16 protein-coding genes are annotated in these 17284 nt (G+C 70.3%); all 16 read right to left on the minus strand.

Annotated features, from left to right (window positions below; all coding sequences use genetic code 11):
* Positions 1–11: 11 nt before the first annotated feature.
* Complete coding sequence (gene atpA / locus SNOUR_RS14035) at positions 12–1601, minus strand: F0F1 ATP synthase subunit alpha (protein ID WP_067346913.1); 1590 nt, start codon at positions 1599–1601, stop codon at positions 12–14.
* A 210-nt stretch (positions 1602–1811) separates the two neighbouring features.
* Positions 1812–2627, minus strand: coding sequence for a F0F1 ATP synthase subunit delta (locus SNOUR_RS14040; protein ID WP_067346914.1), 816 nt, complete (start codon positions 2625–2627; stop codon positions 1812–1814).
* Complete coding sequence (locus SNOUR_RS14045; RefSeq protein WP_067346916.1) at positions 2624–3187, minus strand: F0F1 ATP synthase subunit B; 564 nt, start codon at positions 3185–3187, stop codon at positions 2624–2626. Before SNOUR_RS14045 ends, SNOUR_RS14040 begins: the two co-directional genes overlap by 4 nt.
* A gap of 43 nt (positions 3188–3230) precedes the next feature.
* On the minus strand, positions 3231–3500 hold the full coding sequence (gene atpE, locus SNOUR_RS14050; protein WP_016570924.1) for an ATP synthase F0 subunit C: 270 nt from the start codon (positions 3498–3500) through the stop codon (positions 3231–3233).
* A gap of 76 nt (positions 3501–3576) precedes the next feature.
* Complete coding sequence (gene atpB / locus SNOUR_RS14055; RefSeq protein WP_067346918.1) at positions 3577–4371, minus strand: F0F1 ATP synthase subunit A; 795 nt, start codon at positions 4369–4371, stop codon at positions 3577–3579.
* 279 nt (positions 4372–4650) lie between these two features.
* On the minus strand, positions 4651–5088 hold the full coding sequence (locus SNOUR_RS14060; protein ID WP_067346920.1) for a Cg1360 family ATP-synthase-associated protein: 438 nt from the start codon (positions 5086–5088) through the stop codon (positions 4651–4653).
* A 287-nt stretch (positions 5089–5375) separates the two neighbouring features.
* Positions 5376–6728, minus strand: coding sequence for an MraY family glycosyltransferase (locus SNOUR_RS14065; RefSeq protein WP_174717869.1), 1353 nt, complete (start codon positions 6726–6728; stop codon positions 5376–5378).
* A gap of 119 nt (positions 6729–6847) precedes the next feature.
* On the minus strand, positions 6848–8236 hold the full coding sequence (gene glyA / locus SNOUR_RS14070) for a serine hydroxymethyltransferase (protein ID WP_174717870.1): 1389 nt from the start codon (positions 8234–8236) through the stop codon (positions 6848–6850).
* Between the two features lie 198 nt (positions 8237–8434).
* Positions 8435–9133, minus strand: coding sequence for an arsenate reductase/protein-tyrosine-phosphatase family protein (locus SNOUR_RS14075; RefSeq protein WP_039632773.1), 699 nt, complete (start codon positions 9131–9133; stop codon positions 8435–8437).
* Positions 9133–9780, minus strand: coding sequence for an L-threonylcarbamoyladenylate synthase (locus tag SNOUR_RS14080; RefSeq protein ID WP_067346921.1), 648 nt, complete (start codon positions 9778–9780; stop codon positions 9133–9135). Before SNOUR_RS14080 ends, SNOUR_RS14075 begins: the two co-directional genes overlap by 1 nt.
* A 70-nt stretch (positions 9781–9850) precedes the next feature.
* A complete protein-coding gene (prmC, locus tag SNOUR_RS14085) occupies positions 9851–10702 on the minus strand; it encodes a peptide chain release factor N(5)-glutamine methyltransferase (protein WP_079143420.1) in 852 nt (283 codons plus the stop codon).
* Between the two features lie 67 nt (positions 10703–10769).
* A complete protein-coding gene (gene prfA, locus SNOUR_RS14090) occupies positions 10770–11849 on the minus strand; it encodes a peptide chain release factor 1 (protein WP_067346925.1) in 1080 nt (359 codons plus the stop codon).
* 169 nt (positions 11850–12018) lie between these two features.
* Positions 12019–12243: a 50S ribosomal protein L31 gene (gene rpmE / locus SNOUR_RS14095; RefSeq protein WP_030065532.1), complete on the minus strand. Its 225-nt coding sequence runs from the start codon at positions 12241–12243 to the stop codon at positions 12019–12021.
* A gap of 175 nt (positions 12244–12418) precedes the next feature.
* Entirely contained in the window at positions 12419–13543 is a 1125-nt protein-coding gene (locus SNOUR_RS14100) for an LCP family protein (RefSeq protein ID WP_067346926.1), read from the minus strand.
* Between the two features lie 365 nt (positions 13544–13908).
* Complete coding sequence (gene rho / locus SNOUR_RS14105; RefSeq protein ID WP_067346928.1) at positions 13909–15921, minus strand: transcription termination factor Rho; 2013 nt, start codon at positions 15919–15921, stop codon at positions 13909–13911.
* Between the two features lie 374 nt (positions 15922–16295).
* Positions 16296–17213 carry a homoserine kinase gene (gene thrB / locus SNOUR_RS14110; RefSeq protein WP_039632779.1) on the minus strand — a complete coding sequence of 306 codons (918 nt, stop codon included), beginning with the start codon at positions 17211–17213 and terminating at the stop codon, positions 16296–16298.
* Positions 17214–17284: the final 71 nt, after the last annotated feature.

Genomic DNA, 17284 nt, shown 5'->3' on the forward strand with positions numbered 1-17284 from the left:
CCCTTCCGTCGTCACTTGCCGGTGGCGGGGGTGTCCTCGCCGAGCAGCTTGCCGTCCGAGGTCTCGAACTGTCGCTTGAAGGCGTCGACGGCGTCCGAGATGGCACCGATGGTGTCATCGGACATCTTGGCGCCCTCGCGGATGCTGGTCAGCAGGTCCTTCTTCTCCCGGCGGAGGTGGTCGAGGAGCTCGCGCTCGAAGCGGCGGATGTCCGCGACCGGGACGTCGTCCATCTTGCCGTTGGTGCCGGCCCAGATGGAGACGACCTGGTCCTCGGTGGCCATCGGCGCGTACTGGTCCTGCTTGAGGAGCTCGGTCATGCGCTGACCACGTCCCAGCTGGGCCTTGGAGGCCGCGTCCAGGTCGGAACCGAAGGCGGCGAACGCCTCCAGTTCGCGGTACTGGGCGAGGTCCACGCGGAGGCGGCCGGACACCTGGCGCATGGCCTTGTGCTGGGCCGAGCCACCGACGCGGGAGACCGAGATACCGACGTTCAGCGCCGGACGCTGGTTGGCGTTGAACAGGTCCGACTCCAGGAAGCACTGGCCGTCGGTGATGGAGATGACGTTGGTCGGGATGAACGCCGAGACGTCGTTGGCCTTGGTCTCGACGATCGGCAGACCGGTCATCGAACCGGCGCCCATGTCGTCGGAGAGCTTGGCGCAGCGCTCCAGCAGACGCGAGTGCAGGTAGAAGACGTCACCCGGGTAGGCCTCACGGCCCGGCGGGCGGCGCAGCAGCAGGGACACGGCGCGGTAGGCGTCGGCCTGCTTCGAGAGGTCGTCGAAGATGATCAGGACGTGCTTGCCCTGGTACATCCAGTGCTGGCCGATGGCCGAGCCGGTGTAGGGCGCGAGGTACTTGAAGCCCGCCGGGTCGGACGCCGGGGCGGCGACGATGGTGGTGTACTCCAGGGCACCGGCCTCCTCCAGCGCGCCGCGCACGGACGCGATAGTGGAGCCCTTCTGGCCGACGGCGACGTAGATGCAGCGGACCTGCTTCTTCGGGTCGCCCGAGCGCCAGTTGTCGCGCTGGTTGATGATCGTGTCGACGGCCAGGGCGGTCTTGCCGGTCTGGCGGTCACCAATGATCAGCTGACGCTGGCCGCGGCCGATCGGCACCATGGAGTCGACGGCCTTGTAGCCGGTCTCCATCGGCTCGTGCACCGACTTACGGACCATGACGCCCGGGGCCTGCAGCTCCAGGGCGCGGCGGCCCTCGGTCTCGATCTCGCCGAGGCCGTCGATCGGGTTGCCCAGCGGGTCGACGACGCGGCCGAGGTAGCCCTCGCCCACGGCGACCGAGAGCACCTCACCGGTGCGCTGCACCGGCTGGCCCTGCTCGATACCGCTGAACTCACCGAGGATGACCGCACCGATCTCGCGCTCTTCCAGGTTCAGCGCGAGACCGAGCGTGCCGTCCTCGAACTTCAGCAGTTCGTTCGCCATCGTCGAGGGCAGGCCCTCGACGTGCGCGATGCCGTCACCGGCATCGCTGACCGTGCCGACCTCTTCGCGCGAGGCCGCGTCCGGCTTGTACGCCTGGACGAAGTTCTCCAGCGCGTCCCGGATCTCCTCCGGCCGGATCGTGAGCTCCGCCATCTGGGTTCCCTGCTCTCCTTGTTGGGCCCGAAGTTACGTGCGGGTGTCCGGGGGGCTCGTCCCCCTGGGGTTTCCGCTTACGGCCCAACTCGGGCCGCCGTCATGCTTGTGCTGCTCCCCGGGGCGTCGTCTGGACCGCGGCCGGACCTGTGGGTCCGGCGGGTCCGACGGCCGGCCGCCGGGTGTGCAGCTCTTGAGTTGGTGGCTGGGTCAGCCGGCCATCCGACGGGCTACCCCGTCGAGGCGGTCCGCGATGGTCCCGTTGATGACCTCGTCGCCGATCCGGACCTGGACACCGCCGAGGACCTCGGGGTCCACGTCGAGGTTCAGGTGGATCTGCCGGCCGTACAGCGTGGCCAGTGCCGCGCCGAGGCGCTGCCGCTGCCCGTCGCTGAGCGGCACCGCGGAGGTGACCACCGCGACCATGCGGTCCCGGCGGGCCGCCGCCAGCTTGGAGAGGGCGTCGAGCCCTGCCTCCAGGCTACGGCCCCGCGGCTGTGCGACAAGACGGATCACCAGCCGCTCGGTGACCGGGTTGGCCCGGCCGCCCAGCAGCGTGTGCAACAGCTCCGTCTTGGCGGACGCTGTCGCGCTCCGGTCCGTCAGCGCACGGCGGAGATCGCCGTTGGACGCGATGATCCGGCCGAACCGGAACAGCTCGTCCTCGACGTCGTCCAGCCGGTCGGCCCGCTGGGCCGCGACGAGGTCGGCGCTGTAGGCCAGCTCCTCGATCGCGTCCGGCAGGTCGCGCGAGCGCGACCAACGGGACCGGACCATCCCGGTCACCACGTCGAGCGTCGCCTCGCCGACCTGGCCGCCGAGCAGCCGCCGGGTCAGCTCGGCCCGCGCCTGGCCGGGCTGCGCCGGGTCGGTGAGGACCCGACGCAGCGACACCTCGCGGTCGAGCAGAGCGGTGACGGCAGCCAGCTCCTCGGCGAGCTTCGCCGCGTCGACGGAGGTGTTGTCCGTCAGCGCGTTGAACTGCTCGCGTGCGGAGGCGAGTGCCTCGCGGCTCGCTCCATTCATCGGCCGGCCTCAGCCTTCGTCGCGTCCGACGCCGCCTTGGTCTCGAGGTCGTCGAGGAAGCGGTCGATGGTCCGGCTCTGCCGGGCGTGGTCCTCGAGGGACTCGCCGACGAGCTTGCCGGCCAGTTCGGTGGCGAGCTTGCCCACGTCCTGGCGCAGCGACTGGGCGGCCGTCTTGCGGTCCGCCTCGATCTGGGCGTGGCCGGCAGCGATGATCTCCTCACGCTGCCGCTGGCCCTCGGCGCGCATCTCGGCGATGAGCGTCGCGCCCTGCTCCTGCGCCTCCTGGCGCAGACGCGCGGCCTCGTGGCGGGCGTCGGCGAGCTGGGCTCGGTAGTCCGCGAGAACCTGCTGCGCCTCGGCCTGCGTCGCCTCGGCATCCTCGATACGGCCTTCGATCTGCGCCCGGCGCTCGTCCAGAACCTTGTTGATGTTCGGGAGGAGCTTCTTGGCGAGGAAGCCGAAGACGATGAAGAAAGCGATCAGGCCGATGACCAGCTCTGGAATCGGCGGGATCAGCGGGTTCTCAGGAACCTCCGCCGCCAAGTTCAGGGCGTTCACATCAGTGCCTTCCGTCTGAATGGATAGTCGATGCGGCTTCGGTTTACTTGTAGACGAAGCCCATGACGATGCCGATCAGGGCGAGAGCCTCACAGAAGGCGAAACCCATGATCTGGTTGGTGCGGATCAGGCCGGCGGCCTCGGGCTGGCGGGCCAGGGCCTGGGTGCCGTTACCGAAGATGATGCCGACGCCGACGCCGGGGCCGATGGCGGCGAGGCCGTAACCGATCGCCGCGACGTTGCCGACCACCGTGGTCTTGGCGGAGTCACCGGCGGCGGCGAGGTGGTTGACCATCTCGAGAGCAGCGGACATGCCGTTACTTCCTTCTCGTTTCACATACCGGTGGGGGTTGGCCACCGGACAGCTGTTGGGGTGGGAGGCGGGGTGCTCAGTGGTGCTCGGCGAGCGCGCCCTGGACGTAGTTGCAGGCCAGAAGGACGAAGACGTACGCCTGGACGGCCTGGATGAACAGCTCGAAGGCCGTCATCAGGATGGTCATGATGAACGAGGCGCCGGCGTAGACGAAGCCGATGCCGTTCAGCAGGTACCAGCTGGCGACCGTGAACATCAGGATCAGCAGGTGGCCGGCGAACATGTTCGCGAAGAGCCGGACCGCGTGGGTGAAGGGCCGGATGATCAGGTTCGAGAAGAGCTCGATGACCATGAGCAGCGGCAGGACCCAGCCGAGCGACTTGTCGTAGCCGGTGAAGTTCTTGAAGGCGCCGACGAAGCCGTGCTTCTTGAAGGTGAGGAAGACCCACAGGATGTAGACGATCGCCGCGAGGCCCGCGGGGAAGGCGATCACCGACGTCACCGGGAAGGAGGCGACGGGGATGATCGACCAGAGGTTCATGATCCACACGAAGAAGAACAGCGAGACCATGAAGGGGACGTACTTGTCGCCCTCTTTCTTCCCCAGCGCGTCGTAAACGAGCCCGCGGCGAACGAAGTCGTAGCCCGCCTCGCCGATCATCTGGAGCTTTCCGGGAACCACCTTCGCCCGGCCGAATGCAGCCCAGAAGAACCACACCACGACGACGGTGCTGAGCAGGGCCAGCAGCATCGGCTTGTTGAACTCGAAGCCGCCGATGGTGAAGAGCGGCTCGAAGACGAAGTTATGAAGCCCGGGAGCATCAAAGCCGCATCCGGAAAAGATGTGGCAGTCGGTCTCGAAGGCGAGCATCGTTTCAGCACTCACCGCGAGCTCCTTCAGCGTGGCGCATAGGTACGGCAACCTCGTTGTGTCGGCGCGGCGTTGAGCCACGGAGCGGCACTGGACTGGTCTTACGGATTAGGGGGCGGCTGGTCGGCGCTAGGCCGGACCGGATCACAGGCATTGGCCGCGAGAACTTCCCGTTCCTTGTCGTGGACTCCGGGAGCTCAGCCGCCTGCGCCATCAGCGCCGCAGTTGGCACCGGACGATAGCAGGCCCGCATGAGGCCATTTATCTCGGCCCTACGAGTCACGTCGGCGACCCCGCCGTCTTGGCCGTCTCGGCCTTCGCGGAGTCGGGGTCCACGTACAGAATCTTCGCCTTCATATGACCGCGCGTCTGGGCGGCGATCCATACGAGGGTGGCAGCGAGCAGCGTGAACGCAAATGCCTTGGTGTCGAAGAGAGTTGTGTCCTTGAAGACGATGAGGAACACCGCCACGAACAGGATCTGCACGGTGTACAGCAGCAGGCCCATCATCTGGAACAGCTGCGGAAGCTTCTTCGCGGTCATCTGGAGGACGGCGAGGCCGGCTCCCATCACCAACACCACCAGCGCGGTGCCGACGACGGCGCCGATCGCTCCCGTCGCGCCTGCGATCGCACCGCTCACGGCAACGGCGATGGCGCCGGCGGCAAGGGTGGGCACGGCGGCGTGGAGGAGTAGTCGGGCGTCATTCGACTGCATGGTGGCGCTCCGGCAATGGGTGGGGGTGTGTCGTCAGGGACGAGCGTAGACCCGGCCTGAGGGAGAACCTGTGGCCAAAGGACCGTCGCACTACGGTCCTTCGGCTCTGTCGCCGGGTTTCGTGAACGGTATCACAAACTATTTGATGAGGTCTTTACCTGCTTCGTGTGGATCCTGTCACACGTGAGAGTGACTGCGCCCATAGGTGCACTGACGGGCCGTCGATTGTCTGGTATGGGGTCAACCATCCCGATTTTCGAGGCACGTTCGGGCGACCACGACGGGCCTCAGTGATGACTCCCCGCCTTCCGACGGTCCACGAAACGTGACCGATCGCCGATGGCCGTGGCGCCGTTGATCCCGGCCGGGACCGCCGTCCGACGCTCCTCCCCCGACGTCTCCTCGGCCGCCCCGTCGGCCGTGGCGTCCGACGCCGACGCGCTCGCGGCGAGCGGTCCGCGGACGACCCGGCGGTAGCGCGGGGGGACCAGCCGCTCGGCCCAGATCGGGGCGCGCGGGGTGAAGCGCGGGAGCAGGAGCAGCACCAGTCCGACCGCGCTGAGCAGCACGATTCCCAGGACGATCCACATGCTCGCGTCGTTCGCCGAGTACGCCACCGCACCGAAGGCGATCAGCGCGGACCAGAAGTACATGATCAGCACCGCGCGGCTGTGGGAATGGCCGATCTCCAGCAGGCGGTGGTGCAGGTGCCCGCGGTCCGCGGCGAACGGCGACTGGCCCTTCCAGGTCCTCCGCACAATGGCCAGAATCAGATCCGCGACCGGCACCGCGATGATCGTCAGCGGCAGCAGCAGCGGGATGTAGACCGGCACCATCGCGTGGGTCGCCTCGCGCAGACCGCCCGCCTTCTGGTTGAGCAGGTCGGGGTCGACCTGGCCGGTCAGCGAGACCGCGCCGGCTGCCATCACCAAGCCGATCAGCATGGAGCCGGAGTCGCCCATGAAGATCCGCGCCGGGTGCATGTTGTGCGGCAGGAAGCCCAGGCACATGCCCATCAGGACGACCGAGAACAGGGTGGCGGGCGCCGCCGCCTCGATGCCGTAACCGAACCAGAGCCGGTACGTGTACATGAAGAACGCGGCCGCGGCGATGCAGACCATGCCGGAGGCCAGGCCATCCAGGCCGTCCACGAAGTTCACCGCGTTGATCGTGATGACGACCAGTGCGACGGTCAGCAGGGTGCCCTGCATGGGCGTCAGCGCGACCGTGCCGATGCCGGGGACCGGGAGGTACAGGATCGTCAGGCCCTGAAGGACCATCACACCCGCGGCGATCATCTGGCCGCCCAGCTTGACCAGCGCGTCCACGCCCCACTTGTCGTCGAGCACGCCGAGGATCCAGATCAGCGCGGCGCCCGACAGCAGCGCCCGCGGCTCGTTGGTCTCGAAGACGCTCTTGAGGTTGGTCAGGTGCGCGGCCACCAGCAGCCCCGCGCACAGCCCGCCGAACATCGCGATCCCGCCCAGCCGGGGGGTCGGCTCGCGGTGCACGTCACGGGCGCGGATCTCCGGTACCGCCCCGGCGGCGATGGCGAACTTTCGCACCGGGCCGGTCAGCAGGTAGGTCACCGCGGCAGTGACGCACAGCGTCAGCAGGTATTCACGCACGGGCTGCCCCATCGAGATAGCTGGCCATCACAGCCTCACACCTTATGCGTGTCCGCCCCCTGGCCGTGAATACGGGGAAACACCGGGTAGGACGTCCGTCGTCCCAGCGGCGGTTCCCGATTCCGCCCGGATCAGCCCTGATCCGGATAGGGCGGGAATCGGCCGACCAGGCCGGCGATCGCGGCCCGCACCGCGCCGTCCTCCCGCAGCGCCGCCCCGATCAACTCCGCGATCCGGTGCATTTCGGCCTCGCCCATCCCCTGCGTCGTCACCGCGGCGGTGCCCAGCCGGATCCCGGTCGGGCAGGCCCGGGACGCCGTGGCCGGTTCGGCGCCCGGCAGCGCGCAGGTGTCCAGCACGATCCCGGCCGCCGCCAGCCGGCCGCGGGCGGTGCGCGCGTCCACGCCGAGCGGGGCGGTGTCCGCGGTGATCAGGTGGGTGTCGGTGCCGCCCGTGGTGACCCGCAGTCCCTCCGCGGCGAGCGCGCCGGCCAGCGCCCGGGCGTTGGCGATGACCTGGCGGGCGTAGGTGCGGAAGGCGGGCCGGGCGGCCTCCGCGAAGGCCACCGCCTTGGCGGCGATCGCGTTCATCTGGGCGCCGCCCTGGGTGAACGGGAACACCGCGCGGTCGATGCGCTCGGCCAGCCGCCCCCGGCACAGGATCATCCCGCCGCGCGGCCCGCGCAGCACCTTGTGGGTGGTCGCGCACACCACGTCGGCGTACGGCACCGGGCTGGGGGCCGCGCGGCCGGCGATCAACCCCATCGGGTGTGCCACGTCGGCGATCAGGTACGCGCCGGTCTCGTCGGCGATGTCGCGGAACGCGGCGTAGTCGATGTGCCGCGGGTAGGAGATCGAGCCGCAGACCAGGGCCTTGGGCCGGCGCTCGCGGGCCAGGGCGCGGATCGCGTCGTAGTCGAGCAGCCCGGTGTCGCCGTCGACGCCGTAACCGGCGAAGTCGAACCACCGGCCGGAGAAGTTGGCCGGCGAGCCGTGGGTGAGGTGCCCGCCGTGCGGCAGGGACATCGCCAGGACGGTGTCGCCGGGACGCAGCAGGGCGGCGTAGGCGGCCAGGACGGCCGAAGACCCCGAGTGGGACTGGACGTTGGCGTGTTCGGCGCCGAACAGGGCCTTGGCGCGCTCCACCGCGATCCGCTCGGCGAGGTCCACGATCTCGCAGCCGCCGTGGTGCCGGGCGCCCGGATAGCCCTCGGCGTACTTGTTGCTCAGGGGGGAGCCGAGGGCGGCCAGGACCGCGGGCGAGACGAAGTTCTCCGCGGCGATGAGTTGGAGCCCGTCGCTCTGTCGGGCGCTCTCCGCCAGCAGGACGCCGGCGATCTCCGGGTCCTGGCCCAGGAGGGCGGCGAAGTCCGGTGCGCCGGGCGGCCGGGTGACCTCGTCACGGGCCGCTTCCTGCGCCCGCTGCTCGACGGATGCGGCCGCCGCGGCGGCCCGGGGCTCGCCGGCCCGGGCGCGGCCGGCGGCGGACGTACGGCGGGATGACGCGGTGGTGGCGGGCATCGCTGGCTCCGGGCCTCGTGCGGGGACCAGGGCACGTCGCACGTGCCCCCAGGGCCCGTCCCGGACGTCGATCTGCCGGGCAGGCCCCAATCCCAATGTAGGCGCGGCACGGGGATCGGGCGCGGCGGGCGGGGCATCGGGGTCCCGGGGCCGGCCCACGGGCCGCACAGGGCCCTCCAGGGCCGTTCCCCGGGGGTGCTACGCCGGTGCCGGGACCCCGGTGAGGGCGGTGACGACCGGATCGAGCGCGCGGTTGATCTCGTCGCCGATGGAGCGGAAGAACGTGATCGGCGCACCGTAGGGGTCGTAGACCTCGTCGGACTCCGGGTTGGGCGCGAGCAGCCAGCCGCGCAGCGCGGCGGCCGCGCCGACCAGCGCGCGGGCGCGCTCGACCAGCCCGCTGTCGGGCAGGTCCGGGTCGGGCGCCGGCAAGGTGGCCGGATCTATGGCGCGAACCAGCCGGTTGAACTCCTTCAGCGTGAAGGTCCGCAGCCCGGCGGAGTGCCCCATCGAGATGACCTGCGCGCGGTGGTCGCGGGTCGCGGTGAGCACCAGGTCGGCCCGGATGACGTGCTCGTCGAGCAGCTCGCGGCCGATGAAGCCGGCCGGGTCCGCGCCGTAGTCGGCGAGCACCGTGGCGGCGTGCGCCTCCATGGGGGCGCCCTCATGGCCCCAGGTGCCCGCGCTCTCCACCAGGAGCCCGCAGCCGCGGACCGCCTGCGGAGAGCCCAGCCGCTCCTGCAGGGCGTGCCGGTGCAGCCGCTCGGTGATCGGCGAGCGGCAGACGTTGCCGGTGCTGACGTGGAGGATCCGGAAACAGGGCATGGGGTCCGCCGGGGCGGCGAAGGGAATGTCGTCGCCTGGTCCCGCTATGCCACGCCCCTGCGGCGGGGGCATCAATGCGCCACCTCGAGCTCGGGTACGACCTTGCGCAGTTCCTCCGCGCTGATCGCGCCCTCGCGCAGCAGCACCGGCACCTTGCCGGTGACGTCCACGATCGAGGACGGCACTGCGGCGGGCGTCGGGCCGGCGTCGAGGTAGACGGAGACCGAGTCGCCGAGCATCTCCTGGGCGGCGTCGCAGTCCTGCGGCGACGGATGGCCGGTGAGGTTGGCGCTGGAGACCGCCATCGGGCCGAACTCGGTGAGCAGCTCGATCGCGACCGGGTGCAGCGGCATCCGCACGGCGACCGTGCCGCGGGTCTCGCCGAGGTCCCAGGTCAGCGACGGCTGGTGCTTGGCGACGAGGGTGAGCGCCCCCGGCCAGAACGCGTCGACCAGTTCCCACGCCTGCTCGGAGAACTCGGTGACCAGGCCGTGCAGGGTGTTGGGGGAACCGACCAGGACCGGGGAGGGCATCCCTCGGCCGCGGCCCTTGGCCTCCAGCAGGTCGCCGACGGCCTCCGGGCTGAAGGCGTCCGCACCGATGCCGTAGACGGTGTCGGTCGGCAGCACGACCAGCTCGCCGCGGCGGACGGCCGAGGCGGCCTCACGCAGGCCGGTCGCGCGGTCGGTCGCGTCGCTGCAGTCGTATCGCCGTGCCATTAGCGGTCCTCCTCGTGCGGAACGAATACTTCGGATGCGTCGGCCGCCTCGGGCGCCGGAGCGGGGCGGCTCATGGCGTCGCCCGGCGCGCGGTGGCGAATCGGGGCCGGTTGTTGAGGTCGGGGTGGTCGGCCGCGTCGGCCCAGCCCTGCTCCTCGTTGAAGATCCACGGCACCTGTCCGCCCTGGGTGTCGGCGTGCTCGACGACGACCACGCCGCCCGGCCGCAGCAGGCGGTGCGCGGTCCGCTCGATGCCCCGGATGGTGTCCAGGCCGTCCTCGCCGGAGAACAGCGCCAGCTCCGGGTCGTGGTCGCGGGCCTCGGGGGCGACGTACTCCCACTCGGTGAGCGGGATGTACGGCGGGTTGGAGATCACCAGGTCGACCTGCCCGTCCAGTTCGGGGAGCGCGGTGAGCGCGTCGCCGTGGTGGAGAACGACGCGGGACCCCTCGACGTTCTTGCGGGCGTAGCCCAGGGCCTCCTCGGAGAGCTCCACGGCGTGCACCCGCGACCGCGGGACCTCCTGCGCCAGGGCGAGGGCGATCGCCCCCGAGCCGGTGCAGAGGTCGACGATCAGGGGTTCCACGACGTCCATGGCGCGCACCGCGTCTATGGCCCAGCCGACCACCGACTCGGTCTCCGGGCGGGGGACGAACACCCCGGGCCCGACGGCGAGTTCGAGGTAGCGGAAGAACGCCCTACCGGTGATGTGCTGGAGCGGCTCGCGCGCCTCGCGGCGGGCGATGGCCTCCCAGTAGCGGGCGTCGAAGTCCGCGTCGGCGACGGTGTGCAGTTGGCTGCGCTTGACGCCGTGCACGTGCGCGGCCAGCTCCTCCGCGTCGAAACGCGGCGAGGGCACGCCGGCATCGGCCAGCCGCTGGGTGGCCTGGGCCACCTCCGCGAGCAGCAACGATCGGGAGATCGGGGGGCGCCCCCCTGCATCGTGCGGCACTGGTCCTCCAGCCGGTACGTCCTGGGTCTTGCCTGTCTTACTGGGCGGCGGCCAGCTTGGCCGCCGCATCGGCGTCGACACACGCCTGGATGACCGGGTCCAGCTCGCCGTCGAGCACCTGGTCCAAGTTGTACGCCTTGAAGCCGACCCGGTGATCCGAGATGCGGTTCTCCGGGAAGTTGTACGTGCGGATGCGCTCCGAGCGGTCCACGGTGCGCACCTGGCTGCGCCGGGCGTCCGAAGCCTCCCGCTCGGCCTCCTCCTGGGCCGCGGCCAGCAGCCGCGAGCGGAGGATGCGCATCGCCTGCTCCTTGTTCTGGAGCTGGCTCTTCTCGTTCTGGCAGGAGACCACGATGCCGCTGGGCAGGTGGGTGATCCGGACCGCGGAGTCGGTGGTGTTGACCGACTGGCCGCCCGGCCCCGAGGAACGGTAGACGTCGATCCGCAGGTCGTTGGCGACGACCTCGACCTCGACCTCCTCGGCCTCCGGCGTGACCAGCACGCCGGCCGCCGAGGTGTGGATCCGGCCCTGCGACTCGGTGGCGGGCACCCGCTGGACGCGGTGCACCCCGCCCTCGTACTTCAACCGCGCCCAGACGCCCTGACCCGGCTCGGTGGCCCCGCCGCCGCCCTTGGTCTTCACCGCGACCTGGACGTCCTTGTAGCCGCCGAGGTCGGACTCGTTGGCGTCCAGGATCTCGGTCTTCCAGCCGACCCGCTCGGCGTACCGCAGGTACATCCGCAGCAGGTCGCCGGCGAACAGCGCGGACTCCTCACCGCCCTCGCCCGCCTTGACCTCCAGGATCACGTCCTTGTCGTCACTGGGGTCACGCGGGACGAGCAGCAGCCGCAGCTTCTCGGTGAGCTCCACGCGCCGGGCGTCGAGCTCCTTGACCTCGTCGGCGAAGTCAGGGTCGTCCTGGCTGAGTTCGCGGGCGGTCTCGATGTCGTCGCCGGTCTGCTTCCACGCGCGGTACGTGGCGATGATCGGGGTCAGCTCGGCATAGCGCTTGTTCAGCCGCATGGCCTCGCGCTGGTCCGCGTGGACCGCCGGATCGGCCAGCCGCTTTTCGAGGTCGGCGTGCTCGCCGACCAGTTCCTCGACCGCCTCGAACATCGTGTGTTCCTCTGCTGACTGCTGGTGTGACTTCCCTGGGCGACAGTGCCCCTGTGCCGCGGTGCGGCGGGCCGTCCCCCGGCCGGAGGGGCAGAGGGTACGGACGACAAAGACGCCGGTCCGGTCCCCCCTGTCCGGGGGCGACCGGAGACCGGCGCCTTGCGGGTCGCTACTTCTTGGCGGCCGCGGCGGACTTGCCGAAGCGGGCCTCGAAGCGGGCCACACGGCCGCCCGTGTCCATGATCTTCTGCTTGCCCGTGTAGAACGGGTGGCACTCGGAGCAGATGTCCGCGCGGATGCTGCCGCCGGCCACGGTGCTACGGGTGGTGAAGGACGCGCCACAGGTGCAGCTGACCTGGGTCTCGACGTACTCCGGGTGGATGTCGCGCTTCAAGGGATTCTCCTAGGTTCGGGAGTGCACCGGGTCGTGGCGCTGATTGCGTCACGTGAACCGGGGCCGACGGTCCAGTCTGCCAGCACTGGCCGTATCTCCCAAAACCGGGGTACGGCCGCAGCTATTCCCCCGCCCGTCCCCCGGCATTCCCGGGGCGGACGAGGCGTGGTCGCGGCTACTTCACGTAGTTGGACGTGCCGCCCTTGTCACCTGCGGAACCCTTGATCGCGGACTTGGGGATGTCCTGGTCCTGGCGGAGCGCGTCCCAGACCTTGCGGCCCTGGCTGGTGAGCGGCAGCACCCGATCGGGGTTGATCGGGTCGTAGGTCACCGGGAGCGTCACCATGTCGATGGCGTCGGACGGTATCCCGCCGAGCTCCTTGGCCAGGCCGGTCAGCGCGGTGACCGAGTTGAGGTCGGTGTCGGTGGTGACGGCCTTGGTGGCGGTGTCGGCGATGGTGTAGAGCTTGGCCGGGTTGGAGAGCAGGCCGACGCTGCGGACCTGCTTCATCAGCGCCTTGACGAAGGTCTGCTGGAGCTGGATGCGGCCCAGGTCGCTGCCGTCGCCGCCGGGGACGCCGTGCCGGGTGCGGACCAGCCCGAGCGCGTCCTCGCCGCCCAGGGTGTGGGTGCCGGGCTGCAGGTGCAGATGGCTGTACTTGTCGTTGATCGGCTTGGTGGTGGTGATCTGCACCCCGCCGAGGGCGTCGATCAGCTTCTTGAAGCCGGTGAAGTCGACCTCGACGAAGTGGTCCATGCGGATCCCGCTCATCGACTCGACGGTCTTGACGGCGCAGGCCGGTCCGCCGACCTCGAAGGCGGTGTTGAACATCGCCCGGCGCTGCCCGGGGACGGTCCGGCCGCCCTGGGTGCAGTCGGGCCGGGTGACCAGGGTGTCCCGGGGGATGCTGACGACGCTGGCCTTCTTGTGCCCCTTGAAGACGTGCACGATCATCGCGGTGTCCGAGCGCGCCCCGCCCTCGTCCTTGCCGTAGGAGGCGTTGCTGCCGGAGCGGGAGTCGGAGCCCATGACGAGGATGTCCATCGAGCCGTTGTCGACGTTCTGGGGCCGGTCCTTGCCGAGCGCGGCGTTGATGTCGACGCCGGTCAGGTTGCCGTTGAACTTGAAGTAGAGGTAGCCGAGCCCGGCGCCGCCGAGCAGGACGACGCCGACCAGCGCGCACAGCGTGGTGGTGAGGACCCGGCGACGCCGGGTGGGGGCCTTGCGCCGCCGGCCGGTGGCACGTATGGAGCGGCCGCGGTCTCCGGCCGCCTGCGCGGTCCCGTCGCTCTGCGCCATCTGTTCCTCAGTCCTTCGTCGGTCGACTGCGCCTCGCCGTCTCCCTGCCGTAAGCGGTGGATTGCCTAGTCAGACGAGAGGCCGACCGGAAGGGTTGCACAGCGCGTTATGAGCGTCTTCTTAGAAGAACGGGGTGCGCGGAGCCGGCGCGCGGGCTGCCACACGGCTCTCACCAGGGCTTTCGCCGCGGCGTGCGCGTGGAAGGAAACCGCGTACGCCGTACGGATCTGTGCGAAAGGTCTCAAGCGGGACACGGTGCCGCGCGGCGCAGCTCACACCCGCGGGGCGCGGCCGGGCGGAACGCGCCGGGCCCCTCACCCGCGGGGGGTGAGGGGCCCGGTCACAAGGCGGCGTGGCCGCGGGCGTCAGTCGTTGCCGTTGCCCGTGGTCGGCGTCGTCTTCTGGATCTGGAGCAGGAACTCCGCGTTGGACTTCGTCTGCTTCATCTTGTCCAGCAGAAGCTCGATGGCCTGCTGCTGGTCCAGCGCGTGCAGCACCCGGCGCAGCTTCCAGACGATGGCCAGCTCGTCGCTGCCCATCAGGATCTCTTCCTTACGGGTGCTGGACGCGTCCACGTCCACCGCGGGGAAGATGCGCTTGTCGGAGAGCTTGCGGTCGAGCTTGAGCTCCAGGTTGCCGGTGCCCTTGAACTCCTCGAAGATCACCTCGTCCATCCGAGAGCCGGTCTCGACCAGCGCGGTGGCCAGGATGGTCAGCGAACCGCCGTCCTCGATGTTGCGCGCGGCACCGAAGAAGCGCTTCGGCGGGTAGAGCGCGGTCGAGTCGACACCACCGGACAGGATGCGGCCGGAGGCGGGCGCCGCGAGGTTGTACGCGCGGCCCAGACGGGTGATGGAGTCCAGCAGCACGACCACGTCGTGACCGAGCTCGACCAGACGCTTGGCGCGCTCGATGGCGAGCTCGGCGACGGTGGTGTGGTCCTCGGCCGGGCGGTCGAAGGTCGAGGAGATGACCTCGCCCTTGACCGACCGCTGCATGTCGGTGACCTCTTCCGGACGCTCGTCGACGAGGACGACCATCAGGTGGCACTCGGGGTTGTTGCGGGTGATCGAGTTGGCGATCGCCTGCATGATCATGGTCTTGCCGGTCTTCGGCGGGGCCACGATCAGACCACGCTGGCCCTTGCCGATCGGCGTGACCAGGTCGATGATCCGGGTCGTCAGGCCGCCCGACTCGCCCTCCAGGCGCAGTCGCTCCTGCGGGTAAAGGGGCGTCAGCTTCCCGAACTCCGGCCGCTGGCGGCCCTGTTCGGGTGCCATGCTGTTGACGCTGTCCAGTCGCACCAGGGCGTTGAACTTCTCGCGCCGCTCGCCGTCCTTGGGCTGGCGGACCGCGCCGGTGACGTGGTCGCCCTTGCGCAGGCCGTTCTTGCGGACCTGGGCGAGCGAGACGTACACGTCGTTCGGGCCGGGCAGGTAGCCGGAGGTCCGGATGAACGCGTAGTTGTCGAGGATGTCGAGGATGCCCGCGACCGGGATCAGCACGTCGTCCTCGGCCACCTGCGGCTCACCGGCGAAGTCCTCGCGGCCACGGCGCCCGCGGCGGTCGCGGTAACGGCCGCGCCGACCGCGCCGGCCGCCCTCGAAGTCCTCGTCGTCGCCGTCCCGGCGGTCCCGCTGGCGGTTGCCGCCCTGGCCGCTGTCGCCCGCTTCGGTCTTGCGACGGTCGCGGTCACGATCGCGGTCGCGGTCACGATCGCGCCGACCGCGCTCGCCCTTCTGGCCGCGGTCCTGACGGTCCCCGCGCTCCTGACGCTCGGCGCCCTTGGCGGACCGGCCCTCGCCGGCCTCCTGCGGGGCGACCGCGGTGTCGGTACGGACCTCGGTCTTGACCGCGGTGGCGGCCTCGACCTTGGCCTCGGTGCGGACGTCGGCGTCCGGGCTGCCCGCGGGGGCGGTGGCCCGGCGACGGCGACGCTCGCCGGCCGGCGCCTCGTCGCTGACCGGCTGGCCCGGGATGTCGATCTGCTGCTGCGTCCCGGACTTGTCCGCGGCCTTGGTCGACTTGGCGGCCTTGGCCGCCGGCTCGGCGCCGTCCTCGCCCGTGCGGGCCTTGGAGGTCGTGCGGCGCTTGGGCTTGGTCTCGGTGTCTGCGGGCGCGTCGGCCTTGGCAGCGGCCCCGGAGCCGGCAGCCTGCTTCTCCTTGATGACCTCGATCAGCTGGCTCTTGCGCATCCGCGCGGTGCCCTTGATACCGAGGCCGGAGGCAATCTGCTGGAGCTCTGCCAGGACCATGCCCTCAAGGCCGGTGCCGGAACGGCGGCGTCGCGTGGTGGCAGGCGCGGCGGGAGCGTCCGTGGCGGGCGTGGTGGCACTGCCATCGGTGCGCGCGCCCATCAGATCGGTGGTGTCGCTCACGAAGGGTCCTTCCCTGGAGCGGGCGTCGGCCTGTCTGGCTCGGCGACCGGTTGTGCTGTCCGGCCGGGTCCTTGGGTCGTGCGGACCGGGCCGGGGCGGTGGTCCCGCCGGATACGGCGGAAAGATCAATTCATGGCTTCGGCGTGAAGATCTGGGGTGTGTCTTTTGTCGTCACGCCGATTCCGGAGCGTGCTCACTTCTGCTCAGGCAATTGCTCCAAGCAGTTTGGGAGGCTCCCGGAAGAAAGTGGTCCCAATGGGGGACACGAAGCACCGCGCCACACTGGCGTCGAGTACTGACTTGAGGTTAACACTACCGGATCCAACAAACATTCCCCCTCTCCAAGACCGGCAATCGACGATCGCTCGGTGCGATCACCCGGCGAGCGGCAGCACACACGTACCAGCCGCGTCGAGGGTCAGCCGGTTGGCCGCCCACCCCTCTCCCGCCAGCGCCGCGACCTTGTCGGCCGCCGCTTCTTCCACCAGTGCGAGCACCGTCGGGCCCGCACCGGAGATGACTGCGGGGACGCCGTCCGCGCGCAGTCGGTTCACCAGGGCCATGCTCTCCGGCATCGCCGGGGTGCGGTAGTCCTGGTGAAGTCGGTCCTCGGTCGCGGCGAGCAGCAGCTCGGGGCGCCTGGTCAGCGCCTCGACGAGCAGTGCGGCGCGACCGGCGTTGGCCGCGGCGTCCACGTGCGGGACGGTGCGCGGCAGCAGTCCGCGAGCGGTCTCGGTCAGCACCGGTTTGCCGGGCACGAAGACCACCGGAACGATGGAATCGGCGGGATCCATCCGGATCGCCCGGGCGGTGCCGGTGTCCATCCAGGCAAGGGTGAAACCACCGAGCAGACAGGCGGCGACGTTGTCGGGGTGGCCCTCGATCTCGTTGGCGAGTTCCAGCAGCGCGGTGTCGTCGAGCTTCTGCTCGCCGCCTATGGTCACGGCGCGGGCGGCGACGATCCCGGCGCAGATGGCGGCCGAGGAGGAGCCCAGGCCGCGGCCGTGCGGAATGCGGTTGGCGCAGACGATTTCCAGGCCGCGCGGCTGCCCGCCGAGCAGGTCGAAGGCGGTGCGCATGGCCCGTACGAGCAGGTGGTTCTCGTCGCGCGGCAGCGTGTCGGCCCCCTCGCCGGCGATGTCGACGTGCAGGCCGGAGTCGGCGACGCGCACCACGACGTCGTCGTACAGACCCAGGGAAAGTCCCAGGGCATCGAAGCCGGGGCCGAGATTGGCGCTGGTAGCGGGGGTGCGCACCCGGACGGCGGCGGCGCGGAACGCGGGACCGGCCATCGCTCGATGACTCTCCTTGGTTGATGCTGCGGTACTGACCCGGAGCGCAGCACCGGCGGCACCGAGGTGCC

The organism is Streptomyces noursei ATCC 11455, from assembly GCF_001704275.1.
Lineage (GTDB): Bacteria > Actinomycetota > Actinomycetes > Streptomycetales > Streptomycetaceae > Streptomyces > Streptomyces noursei.